Below are 22,673 nucleotides of genomic sequence, written 5' to 3' on the forward strand. Positions count from 1 at the left end.
GCAATATACTGCGGCAACCGCTCCGTATGGTCACAATCTTATTATTGCTTCTGCCGGTACGGGTAAAACTTCCACGATTGTTGGACGTATCGCTCATCTTATCTCTCAAAACGTTAAACCCGAACAAATTTTGCTCCTTACTTTTACCAACAAAGCTGCCCAGGAAATGGTTGAGAGGGTCGCCATATTTTTTGGCAGAGAGATAGCTTCAAAAATCGATGCAGGGACCTTTCATGCGGTCAGCTATCGCTGGCTTAAACGTAAAGAGGGGAAAGTCGTTCTCAAACAGCCGCGCGAACTTAAAACACTTTTTCGAAGTGTCTATGAAAAACGGACTTTTAGCCACATCGATTGTGCGACATCGGCATATGGGGCCAATTACCTTTACGATGTTTACTCATTTTATCAAAATACGGAGTTGAGCGTAAATTTTGAAGAGTGGATATTGACCCGTCAAGATGAGCATGCCGTGTATGCCGCTATCTATGCCGATATCATTGATGAGTTCGAAGCGTTGAAAAAAGAGTACGGATTTGTTAACTTTAATGATTTACTGCTGCATATGCGCGATCTTGCACTGGGGAGTGATTTGGGATACAAAGAGGTTTTGATTGACGAGTACCAGGATACGAATGCTCTGCAGGGGACATTGATTAATGCGATGCGCCCGCCGTCGCTCTTTTGCGTCGGAGATTACGACCAGAGTATTTATGCCTTTAATGGTGCGGATATTTCTATCATCGGATCCTTTACCACGAACTTTCCGGATGCTGAGGTCTATACCCTCAATAAAAATTATCGTTCAACCGTCCCGATCCTTTCGCTGGCCAATACGGTTATCGCCTATAATGAACGGATTTATCCCAAAGCACTGGAAGTGACCCGAACCGCTGAAGCGCAAAGCCCGTCTTTGCTCATTTATGATGAACTGTTTGATCAGTATCACGGGATAGCTCAAAAAATCGGAGATTCATCAACACCGCGTGAAGAGATCGCGGTGATCTTTCGAAACAATGCTTCAGCGGATGGGATTGAAGCAACGTTACGCGAGTTGGGTATCCCTTGCCGTCGGCGTGGAGGGACGAGCTTTTTTGATTCTAAAGAGATCAAAGCATTGTTGGATATGTATACATTGCTGGTCAATGAATCGGACATGATGGCATTCATCCATTTGTTTGATTATGCCAAAGGGATCGGAAGCGCCATCGCCAAAGAGCTTTTTGTCGCTTTGCAAAAGTTGGGGAACGGATCATTCGTCCGCGGATTGTATTCTCCCGATTCACAAATATCGAATCCTTTCGAAAAACGGCGTCTTAATCATCAGTTGGGTCTGTTTGATGATTATGCTGAGATGGGAAGTGCAGGGCGATTTGCAAAACTTGGATTTGATCCGAATTTTATGGGGAATCCGATCTTAAAGCATGCGAAACTCTCTAAGGATTCCGCTACATTTTTATATGATTTATTTACCCTTTTTCGCCAGTTGCGGGATATTAAAGAACCGAAGGCGGCTGTTCAGAAAATAGCAGTTTCAGCTTTGTACGGTCATGTGATTGAAATGCTTTCCACGCGTCGTGCAATGACAGAAAACGGTTCTATTGATGAACGGGCAAAAACTGAATCGCAAGAACGGATCCGTCGAAAATGCACCATTTTATTTGAGCTTTCCCGTCCGTATAAAGATCATGAACGCTTTTTGAATGCAATGGTTCTGGGCTCGCAAGATTTGACGCAAGGGGAGGGAGTCCATCTTCTCAGTATTCATGCCTCAAAAGGGTTGGAATATCAGGAAGTCTATGTCATTGATTTAATGGACGGACGGTTTCCGAACCGAAAACTGATGAACCGCAGCGGAAGTATTGAAGAGGAGAGACGGCTCTTTTATGTTTCCGTTACACGGGCAAAGGACCGTCTTTTCTTGAGTTATGCGAAATACGACAAAATCAAAAAAAGCAATTTCGTCCCTTCCCAGTTTTTATTTGAAGCAGGACTGATTCCTAAAGATGAAACATATACGGCTTTGATTGCAAAAGGGTCTACCGAAGAGGATTGATATCCTCTTAACGGCGTCCCTGAACGGCGTTCCCCATTTCCCACATCGGTAAGAAAATACCTAATGCCAATAAAACAACCATACAAGCGATAATCAGAAGCATAATAGGTTCAATTGCCTCGGACAGGCCGTCAATAATGGCATCGAAACGCATTTTATAATATTCCATAACTTTTTGCATCATGGCATCGAGCTGGCCGCTCGATTCTCCGGCAGATATCATTTGGATGATCATATTCTCAAAAAGTCCCGTCTCTGCTAAACCGTTGTGAAGGGTTCCCCCTTTTTCAACAGTTTGGCGCACGGTCAATAATTTTTCCTGCAGGGGTAAATTATCGATCATCGCAATCGATGTCTCCAGTGCTTCGGCGATAGGGATACCGGCTCGTACGAGTTCGGAAAAAACCAAGGTAAAGCGGTTAAGTGTCGCAAACATGATAATATTTTTAATCAGATAAACGCGCAGTAAGAATTGATGCCATTTATAGCGAAAATTACGATTATGATTAAGCATGTATCGGAATACAAAGACAAAGATAAAAATTCCTGCAAGAACATATAGCCCATAGGTATTAAAAAGATGTTCTAAAAATAACAGAATTTTTGTCGGCAGCGGAAGTGCCGCATGCAACTGTTCAAATATCGTTTTGAATTGAGGAACAACATAGGAAATCAAGACGGTAAAGGCAATAGCCATCGCAATCATGACGTTACGAGGATATGCCATCGCTTTTTTAAACTTAATGATATTTCGGCGAATTTCTTCAAGCATATCAGCAAGTTTATGGAGGGCTTCTGCCATATTTCCGGTTTTTTCCCCTAGTTCAATCATTGCTAAGGACAAACTTCCCAATTCAAAAGAAAATTTAGCGGCTGACTGTGAGAGGCTGTGTCCGGCATTAATATCTTCTGCAATAGTTCCTAACACGATCTGCAATGTTTTATCCGTCGTTGCATCGGCAATTTCATTCAGTGAATCATGGATGGATATTCCGGCATTGGTCATAACTGCGAGTTGGCGGATAGCCGCGATAAGGGAGTCTTGTTTAAGTTTGCGTTTCCTGATATTGGAAAGTAAGCTCTCTTTAAAGCGGCGAAATTGGTCTTCAAGAGGGGCTGAAGCCTCCGCTACTTTTAAAATCATCCCCGAGTATTTAATTTTGGCTAAATAATGGGCCTCTTTTTTGCTTTCTGCATAAAAACCTTGCTCCGTCTTTTTCCCTTTAGTGAGAACTGTCGCTATAAAGTATTTCATCCTTTTGCCACCCTTAATATTTCATCTAATGTAGTCACTCCATGAACCGCTTTCGCCATCCCGTTTTCAAACATCCCGATAAACCCTTCCCTCTTAGCCTCTTTGAGCAAATCGTCTTTAGAGGCACTCCGCGCAATCATACTTGAAAGATTTTCCGTGATAGGGAGAACCTCACAAATCATTTCGCGTCCCATGTACCCCGATCCATTACACTCTTTACATCCGGCGCCCTCATAAAAAACAGTATGCGGAGGGATAAATGCACTGTATTCTTGGAGAATATTTTGGGGAATATCGACTTCTTTCTTGCAATGATTACAAATTCTTCGTACTAACCTCTGCGCTTGAATCGCAACAAGTGCTCCACTGATAAGATACGGTTCAATTCCCATATCCGACATACGCGGTATTGCACTGATCGCATCATTAGTGTGAAGAGTTGAAATGACCAAGTGACCGGTCAAAGCTGCTTTGATTGCAATCTCGAGCGTCTCATGATCGCGAATCTCCCCGATCATGATCTTGTCCGGATCCTGACGGAGGATTGATCTGAGGGCATCGGCGAAAGAGAGTCCTACTTTAGGATTGACCTGAACTTGTTGAATAAGATTCATTCGATATTCAACCGGATCCTCAACGGTAATGACTTTGTCTTCAACATTACGAAGTTCATTCAGTGCCCCATAGAGGGTTGTTGTCTTTCCGCTTCCGGTAGGGCCGGTGACCAAAATGATTCCAAATGGGGACTGAAGCCCTTTAATCAGTTTCTGATAGCTTTCGGTATCCATACCGGAATCTTCGAGCTTGACCAACGCTTTTGTTTTATCCAAAATACGCATAACAATGGATTCACCATAAATGATGGGAAGGGTAGAGAGACGAAAATCAAACTCTGCATCCATGACCATTGCAGAAAAGCGCCCATCTTGGGGTTTACGCCGTTCGGCAATATCAAGATTAGCCAGAAGCTTGATTCGTGAAGCAAGCGGGGGATAGATATCGCGGTCAAAAATGAAGATCTCGGCGAGTTTGCCGTCGACACGTCCGCGAACGACACAGTTTCTTTCTGTCGGTTCAATATGAATATCGCTTGCGCGCCCTTTAATGCAGGCTTTAAGAATGACATCAATAAGCTGCAGAATTGATGAAGCCTCTTGTTGTTCTTCTATGGTTCCTATATTACGTAATTCATTACGAATATTGGCTACAAGCTCTTTTACACTATCTTTTAGCTCCATTTTAAACAAATAAGTTTGGATTTGTTTTTCGGTTGCTACCGCTATTTTGAGCGATTTCCGAGGAAAGAGACGTTGAATAGATTCCTGCGCTTCAATATTCAAAGGATCGGCAAAGACAACCATAACGTACATGTCATCTTGTGAAATGGGAAGAGCATTGTAGCGTTTAAGCTGTGTTGTAGGGATTTTTTCAACTAGCCGATAGTCCATGTCAATCGAGTCAAGATCGATAAAGGGAACTTCGATGACTTCAGCTAAATGGGATAATATCGATGTCTCATCTAAAAAATGATAGTTTTTAATAATTGAAAGCTCATATCGACCAAGACGAATTTGTTCGACAATAAAGCGTTTAATAAAATTAATGGATACGGCACCGACTTTCGTCAATGTCTCTAATACGGTATCGTCTTGGACTCCTCTGGAGGTCAATCGATCAATTTGTTGTTGTGTGATATGGCGTTTTTCGAGTAAATCATGCGTGATACGATCCATATCCTATTCCTTTTTTAATATACGTGATGGACTGTTAATATTTTATCATAATATTCGTCTATCGCTATGCTCTTTCGTCCATTAATCTGCGTTGTATAAAGCCTAAAACTTTGTCTTGGATTGAGAGCATCTTGATACTCTTTAATACTGTCATTGCTTTTTGGATTTTTGACATAAGAGTTGAAAATTTTTGAAAGGAGATAACTGCTGGTTGGAAACTGAACATTCCGAATCGGTTTATTATCATACAACGCCTGCATCAGGAGCTTTTTCTGCATAACAATGAGAGCGAAATAAGCGCTATTGGAACGAGCGTCCGTGGTCTGTGACAAAGATGACATGACGGGCGATAAACGGTCAATCTGATCAGCTTTCAAACATGAAAAGCCGACCAATGAAACAAAGGCTTCATTATGCTCATTAGATGAAAAAAGGGTGTATCCATAATCGCATGCCTGCGCATACATCCCTTTTTCATACAGCTGAAACAATTTTTGTCCGGCATCTGCAAGCAAGGTAAAAGACAATAAGAGTAAAAAAAGGAAGGATTTCATTTAAAGTTTCCTTTTTCAATGCTGTCTAATAAACTTCGGGCATTTTCTGAATTGGATTGAGAGATGTAGAGCTGAAGTGTTTTTTTAGCCTGATCCGTTTTTCCGAGTTTCATAAGGGATTTGGCAAAAAGGATCCAGCTTTCATCGATCCGATTATTAATATTATTTGTTTTCAAAGCGTAGTTATACGATTCATTAAAGTTACCGTGTTCATAATAATATCGGGCGATAAAGAGACCAAGATTGGCATTCGAGGTTTCTTTGAATCGAGATAATAAATCGTCTATCTCCAGTTTAGATTCATTTCGATTGATGGAAAGCGCCTTATCATTGATTACGGTTTTCGATACTGGTGCAACAGCCGGAGAAGGTTTATATTCCGGCATTATCAATGTTTTTGGTGCAGCAGGTTGTTGTTGGATAGGCTGCTGCTGTTGGACAGGTTGTTTGATTAGAACGGTTGTTGGTTGGGATACTGCTGCCATTTCAGTCGGAGCGGGGATATTTTGAAAAGATTGAACAAAATCCATAGAAGGTTCCAAGACCGTTATATTTTCATCAACATTGGGAATAGGTGGTACTTCTGCTGTTTGTGGAGAAGGAACGGGATTTTTAGCAATTAGGCTATTTTGATGGCTGGGCTTGTTATCAGTCAACCACAATGAAACTCCGCTCAACAGGGATAATGATAGAAAGAAAATCAGAATATAAGGAGATAAGGACTTGATCTTGTATTTGAGCCAGCGCCGCTCTAAATTTTTAATATCAAGCATCGATTAATCCTGTGTGGATGGCCGCCATTTCGATCCATTTAGGTTTGATTGAATTATATTTGATGAGAGAAGGGGTATTCTCTTCATACCAACAGTAAAGGCTAAACAGTGAAAAAAGCAACTTGTTCGTATCCCGATAATTCCCTTTGGTCAGGGCTGTCATCAACTTCATATTCTTATCATTAAACATATTGGCGACATCGAAACAGTTTGCTTTGAGAAGCTTTTTTTGAATATATATCTTAAGCTCATCGGCAGAGGCATTTTTGAGTTCTATACTTTCCCATATCCGAGTTTGAAAATGCTCTTTCGCAATGATCTCTTCTTTATCGGTCTTATGAAGAGTGATAACGAATTTAATGGCTCTGGCATCAGAAATAAGGCGGATTTTTTCCATTAAAGAAGCACTGTAAAGTTGGGCTTCATCTAGCAGTACAATAGGAATATGGCTAAGATTTAGAGCTTCTGCTAACTCTAAAAATCGGTTGAGAGTCATTGTCTCACGTGGGGCATAACCAAAAATATTTTGCGCCAGTACACGCAAAAAATCATCTTCATCGACTATAGGCGTTGAGACCATGTAGACTTTTTGATGTTTGGAGAGGTCATGATGCAATTTATGCAGCAGCATGCTTTTCCCTGTGCCCGGTCTGCCATACAGCAAAATCATTTTCAACGGTTTTTGTACCGAATCTTTGAGTGATTGGTACATATGTGAAACGCTGTCAATCTGGACATAATCACGAGGATTGACTATGTCAATAAAAAGATCGCGCGGTTTTGAGAAAAGGGAATTCTCCATTCGTTATTTGGATTCGCCTTTCATCTCATTCACTTCTTCTATTTGTTGCTTGGCAAGATCAGATTTTTCTAAATGCTCTTTTTCAATAGCTGTTCCGATATGGGTATATCCCAAATCAGATATCTTTAGATTGGAACCGTCTTTTCTGACAATATGCGGTTCAATAACGATAACCATTTCTTCTGTTTTCTTCGTTACACCTTCATGTTTAAACAGCCAGCCCAGACCCGGTATGTCACCGAGAAGTGGGATTTTATTGGAAGAGACATCATTTTTGGTATTGATCAATCCCCCCATGATGATGGTACTGCCATCTTTAACGGTAACGACTGATGAAATTTGGCGTCGGCTTAAATCCGGCGGCATAGAACGGGTTGAATTATCGGTGGAGAGTTGACTTGCAACATCTGAAACCGATGGATTGATACGCAAGGTTATACTTCCGTCATTGGAAATCTCAGGGGTAATATCAAGCAATACTCCTGAAAAGACAGAACTAACAATTTCGGATGTCGCTTGTTCGCCTGTCGTTCCACCGGCGAGAGTGGAAGTGCTTGTCGTTTTATAAAACAATTCTGTTCCCGAAGTAATAAGGGCCGGTTGATTGTTTAGTGTTAATATTTTAGGATTTGAGATAGCATATACATCCCCTTGAGTCTTTAGAAATTTTAAAACTTCTCCTAAATGACCTTTGATCCCTAGCTGGAAAATACTCATATTACTGTTAGGTACTCCAGTAAGTGTTGTAATTGGGGCAATGATATTACTACTTGTCCCTGAACTACTGCCTCCTGATCCTTCAAAACTTGTTACATTATGAGTATTGTATTGGTTAAAGCCAATGTCAATATTTTGCAGAGCATAAAGCTGGGACCAATCGATACCGGTTGTACTTCCGTCTGAGAAAACAACACTGTACATTTTTACATCGATCATCACTTGTGTCTGCATTTTCTTTTGCAGATCTTGGATATATTGGTCCAAACGCTTCATTTGTTTGGCGGTTGCGGTAACGGTGACCAGTCCAGCCCCTTTGTTAATATAAACATTATGAAGGTCGCCCGTTAAATTAGTGTCTGATGTATTGTTTTTTTGTCGGTAATCATCTTCTGGTCGGCTGAGGATGTTTTTAATTTCATTGTCTAGATCATTCCAAAATTTGACCTCATCTTTCGAAGAGATATTGGTCCCTGATTCAGATGATGAACCGGTGCCAGAGGTGCTTGCAGTTCCGGCACCGGAAGCCTGTCCGGCACTTTGGCCTGTATTGGAGCTCAATCGTATATTTGTACTCCCTTCCCCTTTTCGTTCACCGATAATATAATCAAGCTGATAGGTCTTGGTCGTTAGGTAAGAAACTCTGAGTACATTGTTTTGCAATGTATATTGCAAATTGTTTTCTTTGATAATGAGATCCAATACTTCATTGATGGTCAGGTTCTTCAAAAAAGTTTTATTCATCGGTCTTTTTAAAACAGCTTCGGCTTCTTCATCGGTTACGATGACACTCATACCGCACTCTTCGCTGAGTTGATCCACAAATTCTCCGACACTCGTCCCTTTGACAGAAGAGATATTGAAAAGCTCATAGGTGCAATCTGCCTGTAATGCAGGCGATAAGAGGGCGGCCGTGGCAACAGATAACATAAACGCTCGTGTATGGTGTTTAATTACAGATGTCATGATACTTTCCTATTTCGTGGTGATTTTAATATTATTATTTTGTTTGGTTAAAAACAAAATGAGTTTTTGATCTTTTTTACCGGTTAACAAAACGGAATTTTGTTTTACTTCGGATAAGGTAAAGTTTCGGATTTTATCTCCTACTTTATACCATTTTCCGCTTATTAGTACCGTTTTGTTCATAATCCCCAAAAGACGCAAAGGCTCTTCGATTGCTTTCGGCTGAAGCATACTGCCTAGTTTCGGAGGAGCAAGAAGTTTGGATCCACTACTGGCAACAGGTGTAGGCTTTTTCATTTTCATCGGGTCACGCAATGAGTTGATAAAACCTTCAGGTATACCGACACGTGCCGGTAATATAGCTTGAATTTGTTCATCGACCCAAGCTAACTCTTTATCTTCTTGTGATGTGGGGACATTATTAGCAGTAACAGGCATTACCGCAGCACTTAGCGAAATGAAGCTAATACACCCCAAAAGTAGGTACTTTTTCATTGTCTTACAATCCCCCATACTGAGATATTTAAATCCCCTTTGAGCTTTTCACCTGCTTTAAGATTAAAGTCGTGTAAATCAACTACAAGCTGACTCTGTTCAAGTGCATTGATAAATTTGAGGGTATTTTTGTAAGGCCCTTCAGAAGCGATTTTGATATCTAGAACATGTCCAAAAGAATTATTATCCGTTTGGAGAGTATTGCCAAACTGAGCTAATTTAATATTGTAAGATCGTGCATATCGTGATATAGAATCAAGATAGGAACCCCATACTTTTTCATCATAATATAAAGATGAAATTTGCTCAAGCTGTTCTTTGATATAGGCATTATATTGAATATAAAGAGCATGCTGTTTTTCTATTTCAACGGTTTCTTGCTCAATTTGAGTAATGCGTTCAGGGGGATTCGCATTTAAATATTGTTTATCTATATTAAGATCATTTTCTACTTTAAGCGCTTTCTCGTGAGAAATTTTAAAACTTTCTTCGGAACTTTTCCAAAAAAGCAAATACGAAAAAGCAAATAAAGAGGCAAAAATCATTACATATAACATCATTTTGTCACGATCGCTCTTTAGGGAAAGAGACTGATCAAGGGAATAAAGATAGTCTTCTATTTGTAATTTCATTTTAGGACCGCCTTTAATTCACTAAGATAAGACTTGTCTTCTTCGTCATAGGAGATGAGTTCAAGATTGAAATTATATTTTTCACGCTTGATATCCGTTAAGTGTTTTAACAGAGCCGTAATATCTTGTGTTGATGATGATGTCAATCCGAACGTAAACATTTTGCTATTGTTTGTATCTTCATTGTAGCTGATACTTTTAAGCTGTACATGGTACTGATTGAAACTTCGGGTAAAATCTGCCATGATTTTCGATTTCATCGGATAATTTACTTTTTTCTCATTTACTTGTATTAACGTGTCTTGTTTTTGCTTGTAAGCGGCTTTTTGTTCATCTAGAAGAACTTGAGCCGCATTTTTATTGGCAAGTTTTAGATTAATAGTTGCTTCCCGTGTCATTTTATCAATGTGTACTTGTTCGTACTCTTTGGTTAAGACTGCATGGTGGAATTCTTCAATGTAGGATAATCCCCAATACACACCCGGATAAAGCAGTGCGGCTGATAGTGCAGCCGCAACAACCAAAATAAGTTTTCCGCTTTCACGCTTGGCAAAAGGCGGAGGGCGATGATATACCGTGAAGTTACAGCTATAACGTTCTTCGGCTTGAAGACGTCCATACAAGTGCATTAACTGGTGGATTTGATCTACATTTGATCCATTGGTATTAAATCCATAATTAAAATCAAAAGGGGCTGTTTTCAATCCAAGATAAGTTTGTGCGTATTCATCAAGCCCAAGGATATTACCTACACTGGTGCCGATAAAAATTTCATCAAAACGGTTAATCTCATAAGCTCTTTTTGCATAGGTCATAATGTCACTGACATGGAGAAAAATTTCTCCAAAGAGTTTAATGAGATTTTTTTGGTAATCCGGAGTTGAACTGTTTAAACCTTCATTGGCAAGCATTGCGGCAAAATTGCTATACTCAATTTGTTCACCCAGCAGTTCGCAAAAACGTTCATGCATTTGAACGAGTGAAAATTTAAGTGATTTTGCATAAACAAATTCTTGTTGATTATAAATACAGAAAAAAGCGTCATTCTCTTGAAAATAGATAAAACAGTGGACATCGGAAGAATCAATCAACTCTTTGACATACAGAGATTTTAATAATAAAGGTACTGGAACAATTTGATCTATGTATTTAATTGCCTCGATCACTTTGACATATTCTTGCTCTAGTGTTAGAGGGTCAACGACAAATACATGGAAAAAACGCTCGCTCTCGGTGCTTCTTTGAATTGCTTCAACATATCGAATATGGTATTCAACCGCCATATCCAAGGCAAGTTCTTCATATACCTTGTTTTCCAGAGCGTCGTAAATATCATCGTCAGGTATATTTTTACTAATTCCAATAAGGGTTGATATAAACCCTTTGGTATTTAAAAAAGAGACGGCATATTGCTCTTTTGAAAAAGAAGGAGAAGCGCTACTTGATATTGTATTGAATGTTCCAACATAATAATCCCCTTTGTAGGGGTTGGCTGATACGATGGTCGAATAGGTTTGCTGTTGGTGTTTACTCATCCTCTTTCCTATTTAAAATGTACAAGAACCATTCCGCAGAAGCAGTTTTGCCGGTAAAACTCTATTCGGTAGCTTTTATGTAAAGTATCTATAGAGTATTTGAAATCCAAATCATTCAAAGTGATACGCAAGTTACTTTCATCTTTGACTCCTTGTTTGGTAAAGCCAATGATATTCACTCGTGTATCCGGATCATGATTGATAACCTTAAAATCGGCACTTGCAAAAAAATCTGTAGCAAATTCGATATTTTTAGGTTCACCGTCGATCGCGATCGTTGTTGATAACGATCGATTGTCTTCTCTTTGATAACTGGGAATAAGAGTACTTATCTTCCGGTTGCCAATAAAAAGATCATATCCATTTTTATTCCTTTGAACGCTCCCCAATGGATGGGAAAACTTGAAATCGTTCTGTACTGATTGTAGCGGAATGAAACTTAAACTGTTTTTTAAATTTTTTAGATTTAAATAAATATTATTGTTAATTGTTACATTTCCAGGGGTGTCAAGAATTTTTTCAATGTTTTCAGGAGTCAGGTTAAAAGAAGATTGAAATTCAATGCCCATAATTTTCATATAGCTTTCAATAGCCCGAAGCTGATAGAAAACTTTAAGCGGGAGTGTCGGCAAATTTTTGCTTGTTTCTATCGCAAATGCCGGCTTATTATGGGTTACAGCAAAGTAGGTTAATGAATGTTGCATTGCTTCGTCGTCAAAGCGGGTATTGGTATTGCGTACGTCAAACAAATGATGGGTTTCAATCAACTCTCCATTGAGCAGTTGACTCACTTTGGATGCAATTTCATTTAAGTTGCCAAAAGGCTGAATACCCTCAAGTATTCCTTGATCAATTACACAAGTCTGCCCCCATGCATTAGGATTGAAAATAGTGTTTTGGTACTCTTTTCGATAGAAACCATGTCCGTCATGCAGATTTAAAATAAGTCCTACTTGAGGTTCTGTAATGATTTTCTGAGCTTCGGTGACAATATTTAAATCAGGATCATGAGAACCGATTTCTGCAAATTTGCGATTCATATCACCGTTAATGCCTCGACTGTTTCGTTGAATACTCAGTCTGTTAAGATCGGGGATAATCCACAAATTTCCTTTTTTGATCGTGTAATATTCCGATAATAACGCGGTTGCAAAGTAACTTCCGGGCTCATTTCCATGGATACCGCCAATAACAAGGAGGGTGGGAGTATGCTGAATGTCCGTCTCTTTTTTGACAATACTGAAAGGTAGGGCATAGAGGGAAGCAGTAAAGAGAATAGTAACTACTATCCTAAGTAGAAAGATCAAAGTTATTCTTCGGTTAGGATAGAGATGGTTTGATTGGTGTTTAAACGAAGCAGCAGGGATTTATTCCCTTTAAAATGATAACTGTCACTGGTGTAGATTTGGTTAAATGTTACCCAAAACAGATTTCGTTGCTCCCCGGGGTATGGAACGATATTGATATCATTAAAGAGGATGCTCTTAGTTTCATCTTTGGAAAAAATACGTTCTTTGTAGGATTTGAACTGATTGAAACTCATACCGTCGTATCGCTTAAATGAAGGATCATAGAAGGAGAGATACTCTTCGATATCATTATAGGTCCATGCAGATTTCCATTGATAGAGGGCTGCTAAAACCGCCGAATAAGCGGAAGGCTGAGCCCATTGTTTTAAAGATGAGTCAATAATTAAAAGAGTATTGGATGGATTAATACTTTTGTCCAGCTGCATTAGGTCTTTATTGTTGATCGCGATACATCCATGGGTAAAGGGGTCGCGTGAACCGCTCAGCGGTACGCCGTGAACCCAGATACCGTCCCCGCTTTTTCCGCGAATTCGGTCATAGAAATTGGGATACGATGTCACAAAAGCCATTGGCCCATAAAATTGATCAACTACTTTTTTCTTTTCCGTAAAGGTATAAATTCCAATAGGGGTTTTAAGATCACCTTCGATATTTTTATCTCCGGAATTTTTACCGGTAAAGGCGCTGTAGCGTTTTTTGAGAGAAAATTGCTGGCGTGAATCAGGGGCATAGAGTTCCAAAGAACCTTTGTCTTTACTGACGGTTAGCAAAGAGAATGCACGTTCAAAATATCCGAAGCGAAGGTCTTTGCTAAAAAGTGATCCCGACCAATACGATGGCTTGTTCATCTCTTTTTCAAGCAGCTTTTTACCGCCGCTTTTATAGAGAGTGATAACATCTCCTGAGAGAAGCATCGAAGTTGATATGATCGAAATAACGAGAACTTTTACCATTCGTATCCTAGATCGCTTAAAAATTTTTTATCGGTAGTCCATCCCTTTTTAACGGAAACGAAAAGTTCAAGATAGACTGGTTTGGAAGCTAACCGTTCAATTTTTTCTCGGGCATTTTTTCCGATACGTTTGATAGCTACTCCCCCTTTTCCGATAATAATTCCTTTTTGTGACTCTTTTTCAACGATGATCGTTGCTCTAATATGTTCAACGGGAGCTTCTTCATCGATTTTATCAATAATTACATCGGATTCGTAGGGGATTTCATCACTGATATTATCAAAAATTGCTTCACGGATAAACTCTTTATAGATATCCCGTACCATTTCTGTTGTTATATTTTCAGGATCGTATAGGTATGGGGATTCAGCAAGATATTTAACAATAGTGTCAAGTAGGTCATTTTTCCCGACATTTTTAGTAACGGACATGGGAATAAGGGCTTCGAATTGATCACTGTAGCGGTTGTATTCACCGATTTTTTTCAATAAATCAGATTGTGAGACTTGGTCGATTTTACTAAGAACGATGATATGTTTGCGTTTCTGTCCGTTAATCTCTAAGAATTTTTCATAATAGCTGAGTTTATCGGACGCCGGAGCCAGGTAAACGACGATATCACAATCTCCGATAGCCTTTAAGGCTTCTTCCAGCATGTATTGGTTCAAGAGTTTTTCGGCTTGATGAAGTCCTGGTGTATCCACAAAAATGATTTGATCATCTTTATGCATAACGATAGCATTGGATCGTTTGCGGGTTGCATTGGCTTTTTGACTGACGAGGGCAATCTTCTCCCCTAAAATCCAGTTCATAAGTGTACTTTTCCCGGCATTCGGGCGCCCTATAAGAGCGACAAATCCTGCTTTACTCACCTTTGATCTCAACATGAAGGGTCGCATGGATACCGTGACCGAGTTTGAGATCTAAGTCATGTATACCGGTTGTTTTAATGCCGTGTTTAGCATCTAGCTCTTTTTTATCAATCTCTACGCCGTGCTGCTCTGCCAATGCATGAGCGATTTCATCTTTGGTGACGGATCCGAACAGATGACCCGTATCGCCGAGTTTTTTACGAATAACGACTTTAAGATCAGCCAGTTTCGTTTTAATCGCATTCAAACGTTCAATTTCTGCCGCATCATTGGCTGCTTTTTTACGTTGATCAGATTCATATTTTTTTAAAACTTCATGAGTTGCCGCGAGGGCTAACCCTTTGCCGATCAAAAAGTTTTTTCCGTACCCGTCGGCTACCTCTTTGATTTCGCCGGCTTTACCGACTCCTTTGACATCTTTCGTCAATAAAACTTTCATATAATTCCTTTTTTAGCCTCGAACGATTTGACCGCCGTAAGAGACGATACCGTGTGCGAGATTGGAGACTTTGGTGTATCCCATATCTGCAAGGATCCGCTGGCAGTGTGCACTTCGGCTGCCGACATGACAATAAACAATAATATGTTCATTTTTATCCAAGTTTGATTCCGTCAATGTTTGGAAAAAGCTGCTGGTCGGCACAAGTACGTCGGCACCTGCGATACGTCCCATTTTCCATTCCATCCATTCGCGAACGTCTACCACTTTAAAGTTGACCATTCCAAGTTCTCTGGCCTCGAAAAGGGAAGTGAGTTCATCACTGTCAATATCGCTTTTAGTCAATAGCATTTCACATTCTTCTTTGGTGAGTCCGCGAGAATGTTGGTGCGTCACTTCTTCAATTCCCATTTCCATTCGCTTGGCTGCTGCAAACTCCGGTGTACAAAAAATCTGGCAATGGCATACACCTTCTTCCGGTATCTCTTTTTCAATTGCCGGGGTACAAGGACAGAGTCTGTTATCGCTGCTTTGATATTTTCCGTCTACTTCTTCTACCATATAACAAGGACAAAAACGTTTGTTATACATCATTTTATTACGAGCAAGTCCTAGTTGAACACCTTCATTGATCTCTTCTTGGGGATTGTATGCCCAATTGAATTGGTTGACGACTTTATCGGTAAATTTAATGGTTTTTTCCAATTCGGCTTGGAATTCATCTGAATTCATATCGATTTTAATGATGCTCATTGTTACTTCCTTGAAATTATTTATTTTTTCGTGCTTTACCGGCAATAATGAAACGTAATGCGTTGAGTTTGATAAAACCGCCGGCATCTTTTTGATCATAGACTGAATCTTCTTCAAATGTACAGTATTCCGGATTAAACAATGAAAGGTCAGAACTGCGTCCGACAACCATGACGTTACCTTTATACAGTTTCAAACGAACGCTACCGCAAACATTTTGTTGGGTTTTATCGATAGCCGCTTGAAGCATTTCACGTTCCGGAGCAAACCAAAATCCGTTATAAATTAATTTCGCATAGCGAGGCATCAACTCATCTTTAAGATGGGCTTCTTCGCGATCCAAAGTCAATGACTCAATAGCGCGGTGTGCTTTTAGCATGATCGTGCCACCCGGAGTTTCGTAACATCCTCGGCTTTTCATGCCGACGAAACGGTTTTCAACAATATCGGCACGACCGATACCGTGGCGTCCGGCAATAATGTTGAGCTGTTCGAGCATTACTGCAGGAGAAAGTGCTTTACCGTTAAGGCTGATCGGGTCACCTTTTTCATAGCCGATTTCAATATATTCTGCTTCATCCGGTGCATTTTGAGGTGATACGGTCCAGCGCCACATACTCTCTTCCGGTTCAGCGGAAGGATCTTCAAGGATACCTCCCTCATAGGAGATATGGAGTAAATTGGCATCCATAGAATATGGAGATTTTTTACCGCTCATTTCAATTTTAATACCGTGCTCTGCAGCATAGGCAAGTAACTTTTCACGAGAGTTTAGATCCCATTCCCGCCATGGTGCGATAATGGTAAGTGCACTGTTTTGTCCGAGATAACCCATTTCAAAACGGACTTGGTCGTTCCCTTTTCCGGTAGCGCCGTGACTGACGGCATCAGCACCCGTAATACGGGCAATTTCTGCTTGACGTTTTGCGATCAAAGGGCGTGCGATTGATGTTCCCAGCAAGTACTCTCCTTCATAAATCGCGTTGGCACGAAACATTGGGAAAACATAGTCACGGACAAACTCTTCACGAAGATCTTCGATATAGATGTTTTCAGGTTTTATACCGAGGCTGATCGCTTTGGCGCGAGCTGGTTCAACTTCTTCCCCTTGGCCGATATCGGCGGTGAATGTAACAACTTCACAATTGTATTCATCTTGAAGCCATTTTAAAATAACACTCGTATCCAATCCGCCGGAATAGGCGAGAACAACTTTTTTAACCTCTTTTTTCATAACTGCATCCTTATCGTTGATACCCTGACTCCAATAGTGATTATGGAGTGAATGGCGCGATTTTATCAAAAAAAGGGTGAGAATAACGTTAAAATTTTAGATTTAAGGTGGAAGGCGGTTCTACTTGGGTGGATTTGAGAAAATCAAGAGTATTTTTGAGCTGCTGTAATGCTTGTGCCGTTTCACTTTTTTGGTGTTCAAGGAGGGTTTTGCTTTGCAATAGAAGATAGACGGCTTCTTCCATTTGTTCCAGTGTATCAAATTGGGGCATCTCCTCTAGCAAAGAGGAAATTTGATCGATTTCTTCGAGAACCAGAGCTATTTTAAGCTTGGTTGACCACATTGGTACTCTCTTTCCATGCTTCTAATAAGCCTTTGAAAACCTGACTTACTTCATCGAGCTTAGTGGAATCATTATAAAGATTTGCCTCTACAAGAAGCCGTAGCTGATAAGTATACAGTCCTGAAAGATAGTGTGTAATATCTCCTTGATTGTAATCAAGTATATTAATCAATTCTGTTAGAACAGCATTTGATCGATTGATCCAATAGGTCCGTCTTTCGATATCGTTACTGGAAATGGAGCGTTTTGCTTGCATGTTAAAACGTAATATGCCCTCATACATCATTTGAATCAATTTTTCCGGTGACTCTACCCCAATATTATTTTGGGCATATGTATTATAGGCAAGATTGGTTTGCATAAAAATTCCTTTGATTTATTCGAAATATTATTGATAAAATATTTTTTTGAGTCATTATCCTTTTTGATCGAATAATAGCCCCTGTACTTCTTGCATTTTTGGTAACAATTGCTCGGCTTGTTCAATCGGAAAACGTCTAAGCATGCGGTTACTTTTTGTTTCAACAACAGATACATAAAAATCATCCGAGGTGTTGTCAAAACCAAACCGTAAAGAAGTGTTAAACGGATCCAGTGAACGGTTAAGTTCATTGATAAGTTTATCCATTTGTTCTTGAGAAGCAACTTTTGAAGTTTTTTCATCATTATTGAGTTGAGCAACTTTATCTTGGTTGATTTGTGACTTCTGCATTTCTTGAACACTCTGTGTGTTATGTAATTCAGTCGCTGCAGCTTTCGGTATGGAGGTTTGACTTTGCTGCATTTTTGCAGTCGTTTGCAATATTTCCATGACAGGTCTCCTTAACATATCTAAAACATCTATTCTCCTAAATCGTCCATGCAAATAAAAACTTTAATGCATCGCATGATACCCTTGCGATTATGAAACGTTATTTACTTCTTTTACGAAACGAACCGCTGCTTCGACGCTTGTCACTTATTCAGCTGATTGCTTATTTTGGAGCATGGTTTAGCAATGTTGCCATCTATACTCTTTTGATTGAGATGGGAGCCGATGCGGCAACAATCGCATTGGTGGCTGCACTTCATTTTTTGCCCGGGGTATTCCAAGCTCCTCTAAGCGGAGTGATTATCGATCGTATACATCCGAAACGCCTAATGCTTATTTTGACCCTTATTGAAATTGTTTGTACTCTTTCATTGATTAGCATTGATAATGTGGGAATGTTATGGTTTCTTTATTTATTGGTATTTATTCGGATGGGAGCTTCGAGTTTCCATTTTACCGTTGAAATGTCGCTGCTTCCACGAATCTTAGAAGGAAAATCACTTCAGATAGCGAATGAGATACACTCGATAATCTGGTCACTTTCGTATACTTTAGGGATGGCTATGAGTGGTTTAGTCGTTTATTGGGTGGGTGTAAAGGCCGCATTTCTTTTGGATGCCAGTTTGTTTGTTATCGTCTTGGCCTTGCTTTCTACGTTAAAAATTGAGGTTGATTTTTTGATAAGCGGATTGAAATTGAGCAGAATGATGAAAGAGGCATTTTCCTATATCCGTACTAACCCAATTGTTTTGCATTTAATGATGCTCCATGCGATACTAGGGTTTACAGCATTCGATGCGCTGGTCGCATTGGCTGCGAAACATTATTATTCGCAAATCATTGCCGTATCGTTAGGAATAGGATTGCTAAATGCAGCGCGTGCGCTTGGGCTGATTATCGGTCCGATGGTTTTAGGGCATTGGGTAAATAATGCCCGTCTGGGGTGGTTATTCCTTGCGGAAGCGGTTGCCCTCGCGTTATGGGCTTTTTTCATTGATGATTTTTACGGTTCTTTACTGGCTTCGGTTGCCGTCGGATTTGTGACAACGACTTTATGGTCTTATACCTATACGCTTTTGCAGCATCATACACACAGTGATTTTTACGGGCGTATCGTAGCCTATAACGATATGATCTTTTTAGGGGTGGGTGCATTTGCATCCTTATTAATCGGCTACTTGGCGGTCATGGGAATTTCATTGGGAATGATAACCCTGCTTTTAGGGAGTATTTTCATGGTTGCTTCCCTCTATTATCGATGGATTCGACGCACCTATAATCTTAAGGAGATTGGATGAACAATGAAATGATATTCGAAGCGAACGGAAAGCAGATCGATTTAATGAAGATAACCCGGCTGTATCCTGCTGCATTAATCAATGCCGGGGGCGAAAGTGCCTCGGTCTCCCTGGAATGGGCGGAACTGAAAGCAGATAAAATAACACTTGAAGCCTATGTTCTGATTTGTGATTTTGACCCGGTAGGCGAGGTGCCGATCAATCGTGTCGAGCTGCGTTATGAAACCAAAGAAGAACTGATCAACGTGATGAACGAGATTGCACAAAAGCTGCAAAACTGAATACACTTATGATGAGACATCGGGTACTGAAGTTGGCGATTCCTGCCGCGCTGAAACATTTGCTCGATATTGTACAGATTCTTATCGATATGCTAATGGTGGGTGCACTGGGTGTTGCGGCACTGGCGGCTGTCGGACTGTCAATGCAGTTTCTGATGGTGATTCAGGCTTTAATGAGCGTTTATGCTATCGGGTCGAGTGCGTTGATTTCCCGATATATCGGCAGCGGACGGCGTAATCGTGCTTCGGCAGTGGTATACGTCGGGATGTGGGTAGCTTTAGCCGGATCTTTAATTGTCGGGGGGATCGGATGGATATTTTCGGCTGATTTTTTTCGCTGGATGGGCTCAAGCAGCGATGTCGTAGACCTCGGCAGCGGATATTTTGGAATTCTCTCCTTAGGGATGGGACTTATTTTTCTCGATACCTTAGCTTATAATGCCCTTTCCGCAGCAGGGGATACCCGAACATCGTTAGCCATCAAAATTTTTTCGGCATTGCTCAACGGCGGATTGAATTATCTTTTCATTTTCGGGCATGGCGGATTCGAAGCGATGGGAGTAGAGGGAGCGGCTTATGCTACCGTATGTGCCTATGGATTTAATGTTGTGCTGTATGGATGGCTTTTACTACGAAAAGGCGGGGTCTTGGATATCTATCCGATTTTTACTTTGGGAGATTTCAAAAAAATGATTGTTATCGGCACTCCGGCAGCGGTAGAACGCGTTGTCGGGGTAACATCCTTTTTACTCTTTGTCATGATGATTGCTTCACAGGGTACCGAGGCGTTGGCAGGGTATCAGATCGGACTTCGGATAGAGGCTTTAGCATTCATGCCGGGTTTTGGTTTCTCGGTAGCCGCTATGGTACTGGCAGGGCAATACATCGGTGCGCGGCAATATGATTATGCGTATGCATCCGGAGTTCTCAGCACCAAAATAGCAATGGTTTTTATGGGGAGTGTGGGGATTGTCCTGCTCATTGTTCCGGAACTTATGATCCAGTTTTTTACCAACGATCCGGAAACAATGGATCAAGCGGCACTCTATCTGCGGCTTGTGGGGATCTCACAAATACCTCTTGCAATGACATTTGTTCTGAGCGGTGCATTGCGAGGTGCCGGTGCGACCAAGATGAGTATGCGGATTTCGATAGGTTCGTTATGGCTTTTTCGTATTATTCCATCTTATTTAGTCCTAAAATCGGGAGGCGGAATTTTGGGAGTTTATATTGCTATGACAATTGAAACGTTCATTAAAGGATGGTGGTTTTGGAGAGTTTATCGGAAAAAAGAGTGGCTAAACCATAAGGTTTAACCATTTTTCTCTGCAGCAAGCAATTCGGCATATTGTTGCTCAACAATTTTAAGACGGTTTCGATCGGGCATTTTTCGTGAAGCGATGTAGCCGATAATCGTTCCTTCTTCATCGAGTTTTGGGACGATATGGACGACAACCCAGTAAAATTTTCCGTCTTTACGGAGATTCTTAACGTATCCTTCCCAAATTTTCCCGCTTTCGATGATTTTCCACATCCCTTCAAAACCTGCTTTTGGCATGTCCGGATGGCGCAGAAGGCTATGCGGCTGACCGACAGCTTCTACAGCTGTGTATCCTGTCATCTCCGTAAATTTACGGTTAACGTAGGTAATAATACCTTTGGTGTCGGTTTCGGAAATCAAACTTCGTCCGTCAAATAAAACTTCTTCGTTTACTGGGGTAGGGCGTTTCATCAAATATGTCCTAAACTTAGATTAGAGTATAAGATTGCGATTATAACTCGATTATGACTAAAATAAAAGTTAAACGACATTTATTTTGTGAACGAATGAGTATAATTATCCTTATAAATCATAACCAGATGCGGCGGTACACGAATGCTAGAAACCCAGGCAGCTTTATATATCCATCATAACGGCGTCGGATATTCGATTGGATTAGTGATGTTTGAACCTTATGGTTTGAAAGGGTGGATGTGTGAAATTGAAGCAGAGGCTTCGCATCCCTATGGTGCGATAGATAAAGTCTTGCATTTGCTTTTTGTTACGGACAGCCGTCGTCTTGTCATCGGGGCATCTTCAAAACATTTGTTTGAAGAGATTGCGAGCAATTTTGCCATGTTTGAGGTTCTTTATGACGGAAGAACCTTTGATAAAATTATGCAAAACACCCTGTTTAAAAAAGTATTTAACGTACACTCACTCCTCACGCCTATCGAACATCTGAATCTCGAAACAAGGCCGCTTTGTGCACAGGCACTGGCACTCTTTGCCCATTATCTGAAGGATACGGATACCACCGCATATGCACATCCTGTTTTTCTGGAAACAACAGAACTGATGGAATTGGGTAATAATGCACTCGAACAACTCGAAATGACGGCAATCGATTTTAGAGTCCCCAGTATTACCAAACTTTTATTGACCATGTCTACTCCTATGGGGCAGCGTTTAGGCCGTCATCGTCTTTTTTTGCCGATTAGAGATTCTCGTGAGCTCAATCGGCGATTGGATTGGATAGAAGCCCTCAACCCTCACGCACTGTGGTTCAAAGAGCGTTTGGAAAAAATTGGAGATATCGAGCTCTCATGGTGGCAACTACAAAGTCGTCGTGAGAATCAGGTGGACACTTTTCTTCAGCCATTCAATATGATTATTGAAATTCAGTCTTACTGTTTAAAACATAAACTGATTCATTTGCTTTCCTCGGAGATGTTAGCGGACGGATGGGATGTTGAACTCAAAAATCATTTTCAGGAACGCCAGTGGCTGGAATCACAAGTTGCCCTGATACGCCATACGATTGATTGGATCGCCCAAATCGATGTAGCTGTGGCTTCAGCCTTGAATGCCCAAAAGTATGCGC

Annotated in this window: 24 protein-coding genes; 5 read left to right on the top strand and 19 right to left on the bottom strand. The window is 40.6% G+C overall.

Annotated elements, in window-relative coordinates; all coding sequences use genetic code 11:
* Nucleotides 1-2,053: ATP-dependent helicase (locus WAO38_RS11880; protein WP_422237364.1), on the top strand; the 2,053-nt coding region annotated here is incomplete at its 5' end.
* A 7-nt stretch (nucleotides 2,054-2,060) separates the two neighbouring features.
* Here the strand turns inward: WAO38_RS11880 and WAO38_RS11885 are convergent.
* From WAO38_RS11885 to WAO38_RS11970, 18 genes are all read right to left on the bottom strand, one after another.
* Nucleotides 2,061-3,308: a type II secretion system F family protein gene (locus WAO38_RS11885; RefSeq protein ID WP_422237366.1), complete on the bottom strand. Its 1,248-nt coding sequence runs from the start codon at nucleotides 3,306-3,308 to the stop codon at nucleotides 2,061-2,063.
* Nucleotides 3,305-5,041, bottom strand: coding sequence for a GspE/PulE family protein (locus WAO38_RS11890; protein WP_422237368.1), 1,737 nt, complete (start codon nucleotides 5,039-5,041; stop codon nucleotides 3,305-3,307). The genes WAO38_RS11885 and WAO38_RS11890 overlap by 4 nt, the downstream gene beginning before the upstream one ends.
* Nucleotides 5,042-5,055: 14 nt before the next feature.
* A complete protein-coding gene (locus WAO38_RS11895; RefSeq protein ID WP_422237370.1) occupies nucleotides 5,056-5,595 on the bottom strand; it encodes a hypothetical protein in 540 nt (179 codons plus the stop codon).
* A complete protein-coding gene (locus WAO38_RS11900; RefSeq protein WP_422237372.1) occupies nucleotides 5,592-6,368 on the bottom strand; it encodes a tetratricopeptide repeat protein in 777 nt (258 codons plus the stop codon). The genes WAO38_RS11895 and WAO38_RS11900 overlap by 4 nt, the downstream gene beginning before the upstream one ends.
* Entirely contained in the window at nucleotides 6,361-7,170 is an 810-nt protein-coding gene (locus WAO38_RS11905) for an AAA family ATPase (RefSeq protein WP_422237374.1), read from the bottom strand. The genes WAO38_RS11900 and WAO38_RS11905 overlap by 8 nt, the downstream gene beginning before the upstream one ends.
* Nucleotides 7,171-7,173: 3 nt before the next feature.
* Entirely contained in the window at nucleotides 7,174-8,853 is a 1,680-nt protein-coding gene (gene mshL, locus WAO38_RS11910; protein WP_422237376.1) for a pilus (MSHA type) biogenesis protein MshL, read from the bottom strand.
* Between the two features lie 9 nt (nucleotides 8,854-8,862).
* Nucleotides 8,863-9,348, bottom strand: coding sequence for a hypothetical protein (locus tag WAO38_RS11915; RefSeq protein ID WP_422237378.1), 486 nt, complete (start codon nucleotides 9,346-9,348; stop codon nucleotides 8,863-8,865).
* The gene (locus WAO38_RS11920) at nucleotides 9,345-9,980 is read right to left on the bottom strand and encodes a hypothetical protein (RefSeq protein ID WP_422237380.1); all 636 of its coding nucleotides are present in this window, start codon (nucleotides 9,978-9,980) and stop codon (nucleotides 9,345-9,347) included. Before WAO38_RS11920 ends, WAO38_RS11915 begins: the two co-directional genes overlap by 4 nt.
* A complete protein-coding gene (locus tag WAO38_RS11925; RefSeq protein ID WP_422237382.1) occupies nucleotides 9,977-11,515 on the bottom strand; it encodes a hypothetical protein in 1,539 nt (512 codons plus the stop codon). The genes WAO38_RS11920 and WAO38_RS11925 overlap by 4 nt, the downstream gene beginning before the upstream one ends.
* An 8-nt stretch (nucleotides 11,516-11,523) precedes the next feature.
* A complete protein-coding gene (locus WAO38_RS11930; RefSeq protein ID WP_422237384.1) occupies nucleotides 11,524-12,822 on the bottom strand; it encodes a M99 family carboxypeptidase catalytic domain-containing protein in 1,299 nt (432 codons plus the stop codon).
* A 2-nt stretch (nucleotides 12,823-12,824) separates the two neighbouring features.
* Nucleotides 12,825-13,778, bottom strand: coding sequence for a L,D-transpeptidase family protein (locus WAO38_RS11935; protein ID WP_422237386.1), 954 nt, complete (start codon nucleotides 13,776-13,778; stop codon nucleotides 12,825-12,827).
* Nucleotides 13,772-14,650 (bottom strand): GTPase Era, encoded by an 879-nt coding sequence (gene era, locus WAO38_RS11940; protein ID WP_422237388.1) that lies wholly within the window; start codon nucleotides 14,648-14,650, stop codon nucleotides 13,772-13,774. Before era ends, WAO38_RS11935 begins: the two co-directional genes overlap by 7 nt.
* Complete coding sequence (rplI, locus tag WAO38_RS11945; protein ID WP_422237390.1) at nucleotides 14,643-15,089, bottom strand: 50S ribosomal protein L9; 447 nt, start codon at nucleotides 15,087-15,089, stop codon at nucleotides 14,643-14,645. The genes era and rplI overlap by 8 nt, the downstream gene beginning before the upstream one ends.
* A gap of 12 nt (nucleotides 15,090-15,101) precedes the next feature.
* Nucleotides 15,102-15,842 carry a ferredoxin-thioredoxin reductase catalytic domain-containing protein gene (locus tag WAO38_RS11950; protein WP_422237392.1) on the bottom strand — a complete coding sequence of 247 codons (741 nt, stop codon included), beginning with the start codon at nucleotides 15,840-15,842 and terminating at the stop codon, nucleotides 15,102-15,104.
* Between the two features lie 16 nt (nucleotides 15,843-15,858).
* Nucleotides 15,859-17,076 (bottom strand): argininosuccinate synthase, encoded by a 1,218-nt coding sequence (locus WAO38_RS11955; RefSeq protein WP_422237394.1) that lies wholly within the window; start codon nucleotides 17,074-17,076, stop codon nucleotides 15,859-15,861.
* An 88-nt stretch (nucleotides 17,077-17,164) separates the two neighbouring features.
* Entirely contained in the window at nucleotides 17,165-17,419 is a 255-nt protein-coding gene (locus WAO38_RS11960; RefSeq protein ID WP_422237395.1) for a hypothetical protein, read from the bottom strand.
* Complete coding sequence (gene fliS, locus WAO38_RS11965; protein WP_422237396.1) at nucleotides 17,400-17,780, bottom strand: flagellar export chaperone FliS; 381 nt, start codon at nucleotides 17,778-17,780, stop codon at nucleotides 17,400-17,402. The genes WAO38_RS11960 and fliS overlap by 20 nt, the downstream gene beginning before the upstream one ends.
* Nucleotides 17,781-17,834: 54 nt before the next feature.
* Nucleotides 17,835-18,230: a flagellar protein FlaG gene (locus WAO38_RS11970; protein ID WP_422237397.1), complete on the bottom strand. Its 396-nt coding sequence runs from the start codon at nucleotides 18,228-18,230 to the stop codon at nucleotides 17,835-17,837.
* A 92-nt stretch (nucleotides 18,231-18,322) separates the two neighbouring features.
* On the opposite strand from WAO38_RS11970, the gene WAO38_RS11975 reads away from it, so the two are divergent.
* Genes WAO38_RS11975 through WAO38_RS11985 form a run of 3 tightly spaced genes read left to right on the top strand, consistent with a single transcriptional unit; the run spans nucleotide 18,323 to nucleotide 21,125 of the window.
* On the top strand, nucleotides 18,323-19,528 hold the full coding sequence (locus WAO38_RS11975; protein WP_422237398.1) for an MFS transporter: 1,206 nt from the start codon (nucleotides 18,323-18,325) through the stop codon (nucleotides 19,526-19,528).
* A complete protein-coding gene (locus WAO38_RS11980; RefSeq protein ID WP_422237400.1) occupies nucleotides 19,525-19,809 on the top strand; it encodes a hypothetical protein in 285 nt (94 codons plus the stop codon). The genes WAO38_RS11975 and WAO38_RS11980 overlap by 4 nt, the downstream gene beginning before the upstream one ends.
* Before the next feature lie 11 nt (nucleotides 19,810-19,820).
* Nucleotides 19,821-21,125, top strand: coding sequence for an MATE family efflux transporter (locus WAO38_RS11985; RefSeq protein ID WP_422237402.1), 1,305 nt, complete (start codon nucleotides 19,821-19,823; stop codon nucleotides 21,123-21,125).
* On the opposite strand, the gene WAO38_RS11990 is transcribed toward WAO38_RS11985, so the two are convergent.
* Entirely contained in the window at nucleotides 21,122-21,541 is a 420-nt protein-coding gene (locus WAO38_RS11990) for a PAS domain-containing protein (protein WP_422237404.1), read from the bottom strand. The two genes, WAO38_RS11985 and WAO38_RS11990, sit on opposite strands and share 4 nt — an antisense overlap.
* 144 nt (nucleotides 21,542-21,685) lie before the next feature.
* Here WAO38_RS11990 and WAO38_RS11995 point away from each other — a divergent pair.
* Nucleotides 21,686-22,673 (top strand): hypothetical protein (locus tag WAO38_RS11995; protein WP_422237406.1); only part of this gene is annotated, 988 nt, incomplete at its 3' end.

Source organism: Sulfuricurvum sp. (assembly GCF_049277495.1).
Lineage (GTDB): Bacteria > Campylobacterota > Campylobacteria > Campylobacterales > Sulfurimonadaceae > Sulfuricurvum.

What these genes read in the sequence shown, in the direction of transcription:
- WAO38_RS11885 (WP_422237366.1), bottom strand. Translation starts at nt 3,308, where the DNA reads ATGAAATACTTTATAGCGACAGTTCTCACTAAAGGGAAAAAGACGGAG.
- WAO38_RS11890 (WP_422237368.1), bottom strand. Translation starts at nt 5,041, where the DNA reads ATGGATCGTATCACGCATGATTTACTCGAAAAACGCCATATCACACAA.
- WAO38_RS11895 (WP_422237370.1), bottom strand. Translation starts at nt 5,595, where the DNA reads ATGAAATCCTTCCTTTTTTTACTCTTATTGTCTTTTACCTTGCTTGCA.
- WAO38_RS11900 (WP_422237372.1), bottom strand. Translation starts at nt 6,368, where the DNA reads ATGCTTGATATTAAAAATTTAGAGCGGCGCTGGCTCAAATACAAGATC.
- WAO38_RS11905 (WP_422237374.1), bottom strand. Translation starts at nt 7,170, where the DNA reads ATGGAGAATTCCCTTTTCTCAAAACCGCGCGATCTTTTTATTGACATA.
- mshL (WP_422237376.1), bottom strand. Translation starts at nt 8,853, where the DNA reads ATGACATCTGTAATTAAACACCATACACGAGCGTTTATGTTATCTGTT.
- WAO38_RS11915 (WP_422237378.1), bottom strand. Translation starts at nt 9,348, where the DNA reads ATGAAAAAGTACCTACTTTTGGGGTGTATTAGCTTCATTTCGCTAAGT.
- WAO38_RS11920 (WP_422237380.1), bottom strand. Translation starts at nt 9,980, where the DNA reads ATGAAATTACAAATAGAAGACTATCTTTATTCCCTTGATCAGTCTCTT.
- WAO38_RS11925 (WP_422237382.1), bottom strand. Translation starts at nt 11,515, where the DNA reads ATGAGTAAACACCAACAGCAAACCTATTCGACCATCGTATCAGCCAAC.
- WAO38_RS11935 (WP_422237386.1), bottom strand. Translation starts at nt 13,778, where the DNA reads ATGGTAAAAGTTCTCGTTATTTCGATCATATCAACTTCGATGCTTCTC.
- rplI (WP_422237390.1), bottom strand. Translation starts at nt 15,089, where the DNA reads ATGAAAGTTTTATTGACGAAAGATGTCAAAGGAGTCGGTAAAGCCGGC.
- WAO38_RS11950 (WP_422237392.1), bottom strand. Translation starts at nt 15,842, where the DNA reads ATGAGCATCATTAAAATCGATATGAATTCAGATGAATTCCAAGCCGAA.
- WAO38_RS11955 (WP_422237394.1), bottom strand. Translation starts at nt 17,076, where the DNA reads ATGAAAAAAGAGGTTAAAAAAGTTGTTCTCGCCTATTCCGGCGGATTG.
- WAO38_RS11960 (WP_422237395.1), bottom strand. Translation starts at nt 17,419, where the DNA reads ATGTGGTCAACCAAGCTTAAAATAGCTCTGGTTCTCGAAGAAATCGAT.
- fliS (WP_422237396.1), bottom strand. Translation starts at nt 17,780, where the DNA reads ATGCAAACCAATCTTGCCTATAATACATATGCCCAAAATAATATTGGG.
- WAO38_RS11970 (WP_422237397.1), bottom strand. Translation starts at nt 18,230, where the DNA reads ATGGAAATATTGCAAACGACTGCAAAAATGCAGCAAAGTCAAACCTCC.
- WAO38_RS11975 (WP_422237398.1), top strand. Translation starts at nt 18,323, where the DNA reads ATGAAACGTTATTTACTTCTTTTACGAAACGAACCGCTGCTTCGACGC.
- WAO38_RS11980 (WP_422237400.1), top strand. Translation starts at nt 19,525, where the DNA reads ATGAACAATGAAATGATATTCGAAGCGAACGGAAAGCAGATCGATTTA.
- WAO38_RS11985 (WP_422237402.1), top strand. Translation starts at nt 19,821, where the DNA reads ATGAGACATCGGGTACTGAAGTTGGCGATTCCTGCCGCGCTGAAACAT.
- WAO38_RS11990 (WP_422237404.1), bottom strand. Translation starts at nt 21,541, where the DNA reads ATGAAACGCCCTACCCCAGTAAACGAAGAAGTTTTATTTGACGGACGA.